The organism is Psychrobacter halodurans (genome assembly GCF_017498075.1).
GTDB classification, from domain to species: domain Bacteria; phylum Pseudomonadota; class Gammaproteobacteria; order Pseudomonadales; family Moraxellaceae; genus Psychrobacter; species Psychrobacter celer.
Map to the genome: position 1 here is coordinate 1 of NZ_JAGBKN010000009.1, position 13,597 is coordinate 13,597.

Consider the following 13,597-nt stretch of genomic DNA (forward strand, 5'->3'; position numbering starts at 1 on the left):
GACTGGGATGAATTTTTCGCAGCCTCTGTGTATACAGCACGCAAGGAAAATTTATACCAGTAGCGCTATAACATTTTTAAATTGAATCTACTATATTAGGCCACCGTCACTTTTGCATAGGCTTTCTTGCCAGCTTGAATCACAACCGTTTGACCTGAGGTTAAGCTAAAGCCTGCATCGACCACTTCGCCATCGACTTTTACTGCGCCGCGTTTGACCATGTCTTTGGCTGCTGAGTTGTTTTTGGCAAGGGCTGCTTGGTTCAATATCTGCGTGATAAATAACGCATCCGCACCTTCTAGCTCCAACGTCACCTCTGGCAGATCAACTGGCAGCTCGCCATCAGCAAGTACGTTGCCCGCTGACTTGTGCGCATTAGCAGCAGCATCCGCATCATGGAAGCGCTCGATCAGCTCTTCAGCAAGGATACGTTTGATCTCTTGTGGATTGCGACCGTTTTCCATCTCTGTCATCAATGCTTCGACTTCCTCCATCGGCTTAAAGCTTAAAAACTCAAAGTAGCGGCGGATTAAGGTATCTGGCATCGACAGCAGTTTTTGGTACATGGTGCCTGGGGCATCATAGATACCGACATAGTTGCCAAGAGATTTTGACATTTTATTGACGCCGTCTAGCCCTTCTAAAATCGGCACCGTGATACACACTTGCGGCTCTTGACCATAGCGACCTTGCAGGGTGCGACCCATTAGGATATTAAAGGTTTGGTCGGTACCGCCCAGCTCGACGTCGGCTTTGAGCGCGATTGAGTCATAGCCTTGCACCAATGGGTACAAAAACTCATGGATGGCAATCGGCGTTTGCGCCGCGTAGCGTTTGGAAAAATCATCACGCTCTAGCATACGCGAGACTGTCAACTGGCTTGATAGCTGAATCATGTCCCCCGCCGACATGTCGTTAAACCACTCAGAGTTAAAGACAATCTTGGTTTTTTCTTTATCCAAAATCTTAAAGACTTGCTCAGCATAGGTCTGGGCGTTGATTTTGATTTGCTCATCACTGAGCGGCGGACGCGTGGTGTTTTTACCAGAGGGGTCACCAATCTTGGCGGTATAATCCCCGATGAGAAAATAAATCTCATGACCCAAGTCTTGGAAATGCTTGAGTTTATTAATCAATACCGTATGCCCCAAATGCAGGTCAGGCGCGGTAGGATCAAAACCGGCTTTGATACGCAGCGGACGATCCAGTTTTAGCTTGGCAACCAAGTCCTCTTCTGAAAGGATTTCTTGCGTACCGCGCTGAATCAGGGCCAATTGTTCTTCTAGAGTGTGGGTTTGAGTGGTCATGATGCTCTCTTTATTGTCTTTATTAAAAGGGTAACGCGTTTGGGCGAATGCTCCCGAGTGCCAAAATACGATTAGCAGCGTCAAATTCGTTTAGTCTACTAGATATAGCATCTGCTCTATATTAATACCTGCACTTGTTTTTCTTGCTACTCTATTTTTGCAAACGGGATTGGCGTTTCGTAGCCAGTAAAAGATGTTAGAATTTGAGGGATATACTAGCGTTTTTTAAGGTAAATTGCCATGGCCAACCCTGTCCAGACCACGAATGATCCAGAAAGTAATCAGATTTTAGCAGCTGACCCTTTAGCAGCTGACGAAAATGCCCATTATGCATCGCTCACTGATGCGTTAGAGCAAACGGTGTTTGAAAGCTTTGATGACGGTCTATATATCGGCATGATGTCTGGCACCAGCTTGGATGGGATGGACGCGGTGCTTTGTCAGTTTGCCGCCGACATGAGTCATGAAGAGCAGCCGATGCAGCTTTTAGCCACTTATAGCCAAGACTTCCCGCCGCGCCTGCGCGAAGTGCTGCTCGCTCTGTGTCAGCCTAATGGTATTCAAGCATTGACGCCGAGCGCTGGTGAGCCAAACAACCAGCCAAATAGCGAGCTGGACTGGTTTGGCTGGGCAAGCAAAGCCTATGGCGAGTTTGCCAGCGAGGTTGTCAATAATTTATTGCAGCAGTCAAATACCGATAGCGAGTCGGTATTGGCGATTGGCTGTCATGGCCAGACGGTACGCCATCGCCCACAAATGGGTTTTAGCCTGCAATTGGTCGATGCCAATATCATCGCTGAGCGTACGGGCATCAGTGTGATCAGCGACTTTCGTCGCCGTGATATGGCAGTTGGCGGGCAAGGCGCGCCCTTGGTGCCAGCGTTTCATCAGGCATTATTTGCTGATCCTGATAGTACGCGCGTGTTATTAAACTTAGGCGGTATTGCCAATATTACCGTCTTGCCCGCCAGTAATTATACTGACAACGATCATGTGGGCAATGATTATACTGATAGTGATACACCTGATACTCATAGCCATGTCGTTGGCTATGACACTGGCCCTGCCAACTTATTACTTGATGCGTGGACCGCGCTGCATACCGACAATGACTATGACGCAGGCGGCGCTTGGGCTCAGTCTGGCCAAGTAATAGAGCCACTCCTAAATCAGCTGCTAGAGCATCCGTTTTTTGCCAGATCTTATCCTAAGAGCACAGGGCGTGAGGAGTTCAACCTAGAGTGGCTACAAGAGGAGCTACAAAGGTTTGATCAAGCATCGGCGCATATTCGTTACTCGTCCGCTGATGTACAAGCGACCTTAACCGAGCTGACCGCCATTAGCGCCAGCGCGCAGATTCATCTGTTTGTACAGTCTCATAAAAACAGCGCGGTGTATGTCTGCGGCGGCGGCGCGCTAAATGATTACCTGATGACGCGGCTACAAGCACATCTGCCCCATTGTCATGTCACCACGACCGCAAGCTTAGGACTGCATCCAGCTTGGGTCGAAGCCGTTGCCTTTGCCTGGCTGGCGCGGCAAACCTTGATGGGCGAAACCGGCAATCTACCTGCGGTAACAGGCGCCAAAAAGGGCGTGGTATTGGGTCAGGTATGTTTTGCCTAGCCGGTCAAATTTTAGTTTACATACGTACACTTATGTGTTTTATAATGACGGTTAAAATACCTTCTTTTTAGGATCGCACGTACAGGATATATCGCATGAGCCAACATAGCAGTTCACCGAACGCGCAAGCCGCCCCTTCTAATGCTGGCACTACCCAGCAAACACCGCGCCAAAAGCCGCCGCATTACCAGCGCCCAGATGAGATGCGTGTCGTGGTCACGGGTATGGGCGCTATCACGCCACTTGGCCTCGATGTCGATAGCTCATGGACCAAGCTCATCAATGGTGAGAGTGGTATTACCCCTATCAGCCATTTTGATGCCACTGATTACCGTGCGCAAATCGCTGGGGTGATCAAAGACTTCGATGCCAAACAATACATGAACGCCAAAGACGCGCGCCGCTATGATGAGTTTATGCATTATGGTGTGGCGGCCTCAGCCATGGCGTTAAAAGATGCGGGGTTCATCGATGAGGTGAGCGCGGCCGATGCGCCGGTACAAGGCGTCGACGCTGAGCGATTTGGTATCATCTTAGGCTCAGGCATCGGTGGTATTCAGACCATCGAAAACAGCCGCGACACCCTACGCGAAAAAGGCGCTGGGAGAGTATCGCCCTTTATTATTCCAGGCTCGATCGTCAATATGGCCGCAGGATTGGTTGCGATCAAACATACCCTAAAAGGCCCAAACCTCGCCACTTCGACTGCGTGTACCACTGCCACGCATGCGATGGGACTCGCGGCACGCTTGATCGCTTATGGCGATGCAGATGTGATGCTCGCTGGAGGTAGCGAAAAAGGCTCAAGTCCACTTGGCATGGCAGGGTTTGGGGCGATGCATGCGCTCTCTACACGCAATGACGAACCAACCAAAGCCTCACGGCCATTTGATAAAGACCGTGATGGTTTTGTGCTCGGCGATGGCGCAGGGGTGGTGGTACTCGAAAGCCTCGCCCACGCCAAAGCGCGCGGCGCTACGATATTGGCCGAGCTGGTCGGTTTTGGCATGAGCGACGATGCCAGCCATATCACCGCGCCCCCAGAAGACGGTAGCGGTGCCGCTCGCGCAATGAAAAACGCACTCAATGACGCGGGCATCGAGCCTGACGCAGTGGGCTATGTCAATGCTCATGGCACCAGCACCCCCGCCGGCGATGTCGCGGAGTCCATCGCTATCGAAACCGTCTTTGCGCCTGTCAAAGACAGCATCTTGGTCAGCTCAACCAAATCAATGACAGGGCATCTACTGGGCGCAGCTGGAGGTATTGAGGCCATCTTTACCGTTCGCGCGCTGCAGCAACAGCATGTACCGCCCACCATCAACCTAGACAATGTCGAGGACAACTGTAACCTCGATTATGTCGCGCACCAATCCCGAAAAGTGGAAAATTTACAATATGCCGTGTCCAACAGCTTTGGCTTTGGCGGTACCAATGGCTCTTTGATATTTGCCCGCTGGCCTATCACCGCCTAAATACGACCGTCTGATACGGCGCGTTGTAACTTTGGTGTCAGATTTGCTACGTTTGTGCACTTGCAGCCCCTTATCGTACTTGCGTATGATAAGGGGTAATTTTTGTACATTTATGGAAGATACCATGTCAAGCTACTCATTTTCTCATCAGTTTTATCAGCGCTGGACGTGTGCTCCTGAGCCTGTACGCGCCGCCATCACCCAAGAGCTAAAAGACATCATCACCCTGCTACAGACCCAGACGCCGTTTGAAAGCTTTGTATTTAGCACGCCTGATCTAGACACTCATGTCGATGAGCTCTACGACAACCACGATGCCGAGCAGGCCATTGCAAAAGCCATCGCCGATAAGCAAGCGCAAGCGGATGCCAAAGCAAAACAAGAAAAAATAAAAGCAGCAGAGGACGCAAAGCGACAAGAAGAAATAGCCTCAAAAGCACAAGCCGCACAAAAACAACCACCGCATACGCCAGCAGCAACTGATGATAAAGAAAATAGTACCCATCCAGCCGCCCGTCAAGAGCCCCACCAAAGCACCAAATCAGACGCGCCTGACACCGATAGTAAAACTGACACAGCGCAAGCTGGCATAGCAAAAACACAAAGTAATAAAGACGCTACCACCAGCACTCAGCCGCAGACCGTCCGTGCCCCTGAACGCAGCGGTGAGGAAGCGCAAACGGCTGATCAGCAAACCACTCATGATAAAAACCATGATGCCAATGTCAAAGCGGTCAAAGCCATCAAAGATAAGGCCAGTACAGCCATCAAGCTGACACTAAAAGAGGAGCCATCTAGCGCCGCGCATCAAGCGCTCATCCGTGAGCTTGAGATGCAGATCGATGACTATCTCAGTGAACAGATGATGCTGATATCAGAAAACCTCAAATCATGGCTCCATGCTGAGGTGGCACAGCAATTGGGTGAGACAGAGGCTTTAGATCAGCCTGTCGTTAATTCCAAATAGAAAGAGTAAAGTTATGCCAGCATGCTACTGGGTTGGTTTTATAGTAGTTTAAAGATTGGGGATTGGCTATATGCCCAACAAAGACAGCCAAAAACTATAGATATCGTTTGATAATTTCAAAAAATAAGCCCCGTAAACATTTACGGGGCTTATTTATTGGGCGTCTACTAGCGTGTGCTCATTTCAGAAATAAAGACACGCCCTAAGGCTTTCGATTAAATCGATTGAGTACGCTCAGTCAGCCAATCAAGCGCTGCACCAGCAACGCGATCTTTTAGCTCAGCATAAACTTGACGATGGTAGTCGTTTAGCCACTCGATCTCTACTTGATTAAGCAATGATTTATCAAGCAAACGGGTATCAATTGGGCAATAAGTGACGGTTTCGAAGTGTAAAAATTCACCAAATTCACTCTCGGTAGGGTTCGCAACTGGGGTGTTGACCACCAAGTTTTCGATACGAATGCCCCATTTACCTTCGCGGTATAGACCCGGCTCGTTACTGGAGATCATACCTGCTTTCATGGCGCGCTCTTTTGGCGTACTGGCACTATAAGCAATGACTTGCGGGCCTTCATGGACGTTTAGGAAGTAACCGACGCCATGCCCTGTACCATGACCGTAGTCCATCTGTGCTTGCCACAATGGCGCACGGCAGATCGCATCAATGAGTGGTGAGGCGATACCATCAGGGAAGCTTGCACGCGCTAAAGCAATATGGGCTTTGAGTACTGTGGTAAAGTCGCGTTTGTGCTCGCTGCTTACTTTTCCAATACCGACCACACGAGTAATATCGGTGGTGCCGTTTTGGTACTGCGCCCCTGAGTCGATCAGCAACAATCCACCCTCACCCTCAGCGACGTCAAGGTAGCTGAATTTTTCTGGCGTTGCCCGATAATGCGGCAATGCACCGTTTTCATTAAAGCCTGCAATCGTTGGAAAGCTTGGCGATACATAATGTGGCTGCTGACTACGCACCTCAATCAGCATACTATCAACGTCCAGCTCACTTAAACGCTCGCCGTTTGCTAAACGCTGCTCAAACGTGGCAAAAAACTCACACAAGGCCGCACCATCTTGGCGCATGGCTTCACGGACATGCTCGATATCGGCATCGGACTTGACAGATTTGAGTAACGTGCTGGGAGCGATTTGCTCGATAAAGCCCACATCATCCGCCATTTTCGATAGCGTACCCACTGCCACTTTACTTGGATCTAATAACAATAAATCCTCTGGAGTCAGTGCGCTCAAGGCGTCCTGTACTGCGTCATAATCAGCAAGCGTGATACCGCTGTCCTCTAAGGCTTTTGCGATATCGCTGCTGACTTTGCTGTTATCGACAAACAATGTCGCACTGTCTGCACTGATGAGCATATGCGCCAAAAACACGGGATTATAATCGACATCGCTGCCGCGCAGATTGGTCAGCCAAGCGATGTCATCCAAGCTTGAGAGCAGATGATGAGTCGCGCCAGCCTCCTGCATCCCTGAGCGTACCGCAGCAAGCTTGTCGGTCGCAGACTGCGCCACAAACTGTGCATCATGCTGATATAACTTTGCTGATGGCAGCGCTGGACGATCTGCCCATATCTCGGTCAGTACATCACGCTCAGTAATTAAGGTAATATCGTTGGCATCAAACGCATCTAACAGCTTGTCTTGCTCCGCGATAGACAACACATTGCCATCGACCGCCACACTATCGCCTTCTGCTAAATGCGTCGCCAACCAATCGATATGGTTTGGCTGACCTGGTGCCAGTTTTTCTAAGCTGATACCTGTACCCTCCAGCTGGGCGGCGGCGTGTGCCCAATAGCGACTATCGGTCCATAGGCCGGCAAAATCAGCCGTAACAACGAGCGTACCGACTGAACCTGTAAACCCTGACAACCACAAACGCGCCTGCCAATACTCTGGTAGATACTCTGATAAATGCGGATCCGCTGACGGTACGATGATGGCCGTTAGATCTTGGGCGGCCATGCGCTCCCGTAAACTTGCGATACGATCATGAATGTGTTGTTTATTCATTAAAATTTTCCTTATTGGTTTTGAAGACAGTGGGCAAGCGAGGTTGTATTAAAAAAATACGACGACGCGGCGACTATGAGTAGTCGTCTTATTGGCGCGGGTAAATGAGTAAGCGCGCATTGAATCGTATTGAATGATCAATAGCCATTGATGCAAGTACTGACCATGCAGAAGTGATAAATAGCCAGATATTATTAAGATGTTTGGGCAGATAACAAGCTTTCAATGCTGGAATAAAAAAATGCTTGAACAAAAATATGTCATGGCTTGAGCAAGATTGGTCACGGATAAAAACGATAAGACGTGCTACCAACCATGGTAACACGTCTAATCATCAGCCTATTTATTGATGCACAAAATTAGTACTTGGCTATCCTGACCATTTGCTCAAACGCATCCGCTAACTTTTTGGGTGTCGTTTAGCTGACATGATCGGCCTGTTCGCTGTTTTTGAGCATGGTGCTGATGGGCTTGGCCAATAGCAACAAGATAACCGCCGTCACTACCAAAAAGACGGTCATGGTCGTAAATAGCGTTGGCAATCCTTCGATCTTGTCCGCTGAGACATGACCACCGAAAAACGCGGCAACCAAGTTACCCATGGCGACAGAAGCAAAGAACAGCCCCATCATCTGACCTTGCATACCTTTTGGCGCAAGTTTGGTCATCGATGACAATCCTACTGGACTCAGTGCCAGCTCACCAAGCGTCAACAGCAACAAGCTACCGACCAGCCATAAAGGGGATGCTAGGCCAGTCTCATTGGTCAAAATGTTTTTTGAGGCAATAATCATCAAGCCAAAACCTGCCGCAGTAATCAACATACCAAGCGCAAACTTGACCATACTATTTGGCTCGATACCTCTATTACCCAGCTTGACCCAAAGAATACTGACAATAGGAGCGAGTAATAAAATAAACAGCGGGTTTAGCGACTGAAACCAAATACTTGGTATCTCAAACCCTAAGACATTAAGGTCGGTATAGCGATCAGCAAATAAGTTAAATGAGGTCGGCTGCTGCTCAAAGCTTGACCAAAACAGCGTCGAGCCAATAATCAAAATAAAGCAAATCAATAAACGCAGCTTATCGGTTTTATCAAGGCGCGGTGAGACAAACATCACGGCAAAATAGCCAATCACCACGGCAGCGATGATATAGGTCATATACTCTGCGACCATGCTTGCCTCAAACGGCATGATACCAGTGGCGACCAGCACAATCACAGCCACCAATAATGCCACAAATCCTGCGACCCAGCGTCCGACATTATGATAGCGGTCGTTAGAGCGCTCCCACTCAGCACTGATGCCTTTGGCTTTGGCATAATGGGTCAATGTTTTTTGGGCAGAAAAACGATAGATAAGTAGCGAGATGAGCATCCCCAAACCACCGACCCCAAAGCCGACATGCCACATGCCCTTTTCTTTAAATATCCCAACGATCAGCGCGGCCAATAACGCGCCGATATTGATACCCATATAAAACAAGGTAAAACCACTATCACGGCGCACATCACCTTTGGTATACAGCGCCCCGACCATCACCGAGATACAGGTCTTAAATAACCCTGAGCCCAAAACAATACAAATCAAACCGACAAAAAACAGCGTCATACCAAACATCGCCGAAAGCGCGATACATAAGTGACCAAGGGCAATAATGATACTGCCCCACCACAGCGCGCGCTCTTGTCCGAGCCAGTTGTCTGCCAGCCAGCCGCCAGGGACGGCTGCCAAATATAATGAGCCAGCAAAGATACCATAGATAGCAGAAGCGGTGACTTCATCAAACCCAAAACCACCACTGCCTACCGTCGCCACCATAAACAACACCAATAGCGGGCGAATACTATAATAAGAAAACCGCTCCCACATCTCCGTAAAAAATAGCGGACGCAGCGGCTTTGGATGCCCCATAAAACCGTTTTCTAGCGATTCTAATTCAGCGGCACTCACCCCTGAACTTGCTTCTTTGCTCATAAGATTATTCCTTTAAAGACCACTTTAACAATGACCAAACCCCTATTTATTCAGATAAGCGGTCATATAGGAGCAATATTGTTTCACCTGTCTATCGGCAAGTAAAGAATTAATTGGTCAATAATTACACAGTGGCTCACAAAAAAAATCGCCCTCATTAGCTGAGAGCGAGTATTTGTGGCATTGCCAAAAGACAAATATCAGTCACTATGACAAGATAACGACCCTGTCATAATGAGAAAAAAACAGCCCGTATCTCTAGGGCGTGTCCTCAATTCAATCGATAGCCATCTAATTGGGCTAAAAATGGCTAAATCTAGCCAAACGGTGTCAAATAGCTGGCTAATATCTCGATATTATCTGCGCTATCTTCCTTGTTTGACGGCGATTTATTTCATTTTTATCGCCATTTTTAAAATGAGAACACGCCCTAGGCAACAACAGCTTATTGTGCGGCAGTTTCACCCGCTTCCACGTCGCCATCCGCTTGCTCTGCGGTCAAATCAGCATCGGCAACCGCCGCTTGGCTGACCGTACCAGAGGCAGTGGCGGTGCCTGCTTCTGCTGCTACCACGGCACTATCTGCATCCGCTGGCGTCACAGTCGCATCTGCCGCTGGCGTAGGGGCGGCCGCTTCTGCTGTTTCCGCTGGGGCTGCATCGTCCTGAGCCTCTGCACTGGCCGCCGCTACTGGCGCTGCTTCGTCAGCGGCGACTGCAGCTTCGGTCGTCTCAGCAGTGATATGCTCGCCCGCTGGACGCAAAAATCCAGAAATACCGATAAGTAAGACAATACCTAAAAACAAGGCTGTGCCGACTAGAGCATATAACAGCTCTTTTTTTGGGTTGTTATTGACGATACCTTCTGACATATCTTATCCACCTTGCACAAAATATTTGAAATATTGACCCATTATATCGCAATTTATAACGATTTGTTAAAACCCTTAAGTATTTAAAGGATTTATTATGGGCAGTTTTTTTCCATGACTTGAGCGCCTTAGCGTTATTATTTGCTTTAATGGCACATCAACGACGGATCAACAGCAAAACTACTTACCCAAGCGCGCTCTTGTCGTTGCCCGTTTGCCCAGATAACTCAATAACAGCAGCAGCGCCACCACAAACAAGACAGGATAATGACCAACACGCATAAACGGTGTATTGCCTGTCCGCGCTTGTACATCACCGCGCAATACGGTGCGCTCAAACTGCGGGGCGCGCTCAACGATACGGCCTTTGTGATCAATGATGGCGGTGACACCGGTGTTGGTCGCACGCATAAACCAGCGGCCATTTTCGAGCGCGCGCATTTGTACCATCTGTAGATGTTGTAGCGGGCCTGCCGAGGTGCCAAACCACGCATCGTTTGAGATGGTCAATAAAAAGTCTGTACCAATGGCGTTTTTGCGCGTGGTATCAGGATAGGCCACTTCATAGCAGATGGCAGCACCCAAATTGTGCCCACGCACCTGTAGCGGCGACTGCGCCTCACTGCCGCGACTATAGCTCATAATCTCTTGACTACCTGCAAGGTTTGGCAAAATATCGAGCAGCCCTTCAAATGGAATATACTCACCAAATGGCACCAAGCGCTGTTTTTTGTACAGTCCCTCTGCCTCTGCACCCAGCGCAATCACGCTGTTATAAAATGGCGGATACTTATCCTGAGCTTCATCAAATGCCGCTTCATCCTTATAAGGAATACCAGTCACCCACGTGGTATTGGTGGCTTTGGCCATTTTGACCATCTCATTGATAAAGCCGATCGCATCGGTCTGAAACATCGGAATCGACGACTCAGGCCACAAGATAATATCACGCCCCCACTCACTGCGGGTCAACGTGGCATAAATCTTGAGCGTCTCTATTTGATACTCAGTCAGCCATTTTAAATCTTGCGGAATATTACCCTGAATCAATGACACCGACACATCAGGGGTGCCTTTGGGTTTGGTCCACTGCGGGTTTAGTAGCCACAATAGTGTGCTGAGCGCTAGCAGGGCAATCGAAGCCACCATATAGCCTGCGCGGCGACGCAGTAGCTCGACTAAACTGGCTGCCAATAATACCGCCACAAAAGACACTGCAAACACACCTGCCACTGGCGCAAGTGACGATAGCCAATACTGCTCTGTAAAGGCGTAACCGACAAACAACCACGGAAAACCAGTAAATAACCACGTCTTCATCCACTCTTGCAGCACCCAAAGCGCGGCAAAAGACAGGGGCTGCTTGCCGACCATCTTATTAAACACCAGCCCCAAAAAGCCATGGAACAAGCCCATGCCTAGACCCATCAGCGCAATCATAATCAAAGCAAGCCACGCTGGCGTATCGCCGTACACATGAATGGAGGTATAGAGCCAAAATGCCCCCACGCACCACAAGCCTGTACCGTAAGCTTGACCGATCAAAAACGCCCGTTTGCCGCTCATCTGTGGCATCAATAAGGCGTACAATATCGCAGGCGATAGCAGTGCTAGTGGCCAGATGTTATAAGGCGCAAGTGCAAAGATAAACACGGCCCCTGCCAACCACGCAATCAATACTGTCAGTGCCATGGGTAAGCCCTTTGGCTTATCGGCATTGAGACGTTTTTGTAAATCATGAGTAGACAGGCGCATAGCAGTTATCCAGAAACATATTTTTAAAATAGTAAGCATTCACTTAGCAACGCTTAGATAAAAAGATAAAAAAAACCAAGCTTAGACAAAGATCAAGCTCGATAAGCGTTCAGTAAAAACTCAGTAAATAAACCCGCCCATGATACCAGCCTACAGCAATTAATGGGTAAAATTGCGTAGCAAAAGCCCACGGCTAGACACAAAAAAAACACGACCGCAATCGTGTTTTTTTATCTATAGACTGGTATAAAGCGGTCAACGGTGCTGTCAAAAGCCTCCGAGGAGCACGCCTAACTTTATAACCATTTTATTATAAACTGACCCTATACCGGTGGAGCGGCTCATCATCGATCAATGACTGCCAATCAATACCTGCTGATCGGCGTTCATATTGGTCAGCTCTAAACTATGAATAAAACGCCCTTCGACATCGGTAATGGTGATTTTCCAGTCATCTATCATTACGCTCTCGCCTTCTAAGTCGCCCACATAGCCGAGCGCCTGCATGACAAGGCCGCCCATGGTATCGACATCGGTATCATCAAAATGGGTGCCAAGCTCATCATTACAGTCTTCGATGACCGTCGAGGCCTGTACACGCCAAGTATGTGGCTTATCAGGATCAGCGATAATATTATTGATATCACTGTCTTCATCAAAGTCATCATGCTCATCGACGATATCGCCGACGATCTCCTCGAGTAAATCCTCCATGGTGACCACCCCTGCAAAGTTGCCAAACTCATCGACGACGATTGCCATGTGCACTTGGGTGCGCTGCAGTGAGCGCAGCAGCGTGTCAGAGCGCGCCGTTTCGCTGATATATAGCGGCTGCCGCACCAGATCTCTGAGACGCTTGCTGTCGATTTTGTCTTCTTGGTCGCGCACCATGTGCACTAAGATAGGAATCAAGTCTTTGGCAAGCAAGATACCGATGACCGCATCATCGTCTTGGCTATCAAATACTGGGTAACGCGAGTGGGTGGTGTCGAGGATGATATCCATCACCTCAGCCAGACTTGCGCTTTCGTGCAGGCCGATCACTTGCGGGCGTGGCGTCATAATCTCGCGGACTTGAGTGGCAGGCAGATCGAGCACGCCTTCTAACATATCGACAGTATCAGGCTCTAAAAACTGACGAGAGTCCTGTACCAAACGAATCAATTCATCACGGGTTTCGGGGGCGGTCGATAGCCAGCGTTTTAAGCCGCGCATCGACCAACTACTCGGGCTGGGAGTGTCGTCAGACATGATGATGTGGTTTAACCTCTTTAGTTAATAACAATGAGAACAGCAAAAAACCTAGATGGGGATAGAAATAACAAATAAAACAGCCGTTTTATGATTAGGCCATCACAACCACGGCCAAATAATACCTATAAATAGACCAGCCTAAATTAGCTTCACTTTATCGCATGGCTCACCGACATTCAACGATAAATTCACGCAAATTGTATTGTCAGTGTGTTATAAACTTTGCTATGGTCAAAGCCTTTATTTATCAATAATAAACGCCATGTCCTTACGCTCGTTTTTTTCTCGTTTACGCCGATTATGTCCAACTAGCCTGCCGCGCTCTCA

Annotated in this window: 9 protein-coding genes; 3 read left to right on the forward strand and 6 right to left on the reverse strand. The window is 48.7% G+C overall.

Annotated elements, in window-relative coordinates:
• Nucleotides 1–95: 95 nt before the first annotated feature.
• The gene (gene tyrS / locus J3491_RS05635) at nt 96–1,307 is read right to left on the reverse strand and encodes a tyrosine--tRNA ligase (protein WP_207969465.1); all 1,212 of its coding nucleotides are present in this window, start codon (nt 1,305–1,307) and stop codon (nt 96–98) included.
• A gap of 240 nt (nt 1,308–1,547) precedes the next feature.
• Here tyrS and J3491_RS05640 point away from each other — a divergent pair, with 240 nt between their 5' ends.
• The 3 genes from J3491_RS05640 (at nt 1,548) to J3491_RS05650 (ending at nt 5,375) form a co-directional block, all read left to right on the forward strand.
• The gene (locus tag J3491_RS05640; protein WP_207969466.1) at nt 1,548–2,933 is read left to right on the forward strand and encodes an anhydro-N-acetylmuramic acid kinase; all 1,386 of its coding nucleotides are present in this window, start codon (nt 1,548–1,550) and stop codon (nt 2,931–2,933) included.
• A 203-nt stretch (nt 2,934–3,136) separates the two neighbouring features.
• Nucleotides 3,137–4,408 carry a beta-ketoacyl-ACP synthase II gene (fabF, locus tag J3491_RS05645; RefSeq protein ID WP_207969519.1) on the forward strand — a complete coding sequence of 424 codons (1,272 nt, stop codon included), beginning with the start codon at nt 3,137–3,139 and terminating at the stop codon, nt 4,406–4,408.
• A gap of 124 nt (nt 4,409–4,532) precedes the next feature.
• Complete coding sequence (locus tag J3491_RS05650; RefSeq protein WP_243456162.1) at nt 4,533–5,375, forward strand: hypothetical protein; 843 nt, start codon at nt 4,533–4,535, stop codon at nt 5,373–5,375.
• Nucleotides 5,376–5,590: 215 nt separating this feature from the next.
• Here J3491_RS05650 and J3491_RS05655 read toward each other — a convergent pair whose 3' ends face one another.
• The 5 genes from J3491_RS05655 to J3491_RS05675 form a co-directional block, all read right to left on the reverse strand.
• Nucleotides 5,591–7,408, reverse strand: coding sequence for an aminopeptidase P family protein (locus J3491_RS05655; RefSeq protein ID WP_207969468.1), 1,818 nt, complete (start codon nt 7,406–7,408; stop codon nt 5,591–5,593).
• Between the two features lie 419 nt (nt 7,409–7,827).
• Nucleotides 7,828–9,390: a peptide MFS transporter gene (locus J3491_RS05660; RefSeq protein WP_075101958.1), complete on the reverse strand. Its 1,563-nt coding sequence runs from the start codon at nt 9,388–9,390 to the stop codon at nt 7,828–7,830.
• A 445-nt stretch (nt 9,391–9,835) separates the two neighbouring features.
• Nucleotides 9,836–10,261, reverse strand: a complete 426-nt coding sequence (locus J3491_RS05665; protein WP_207969469.1) for a hypothetical protein — start codon at nt 10,259–10,261, stop codon at nt 9,836–9,838.
• A 180-nt stretch (nt 10,262–10,441) separates the two neighbouring features.
• Nucleotides 10,442–12,016, reverse strand: coding sequence for an apolipoprotein N-acyltransferase (lnt, locus tag J3491_RS05670; RefSeq protein WP_207969470.1), 1,575 nt, complete (start codon nt 12,014–12,016; stop codon nt 10,442–10,444).
• A 351-nt stretch (nt 12,017–12,367) separates the two neighbouring features.
• Nucleotides 12,368–13,267: an HlyC/CorC family transporter gene (locus J3491_RS05675; RefSeq protein WP_075101955.1), complete on the reverse strand. Its 900-nt coding sequence runs from the start codon at nt 13,265–13,267 to the stop codon at nt 12,368–12,370.
• Nucleotides 13,268–13,597: the final 330 nt, after the last annotated feature.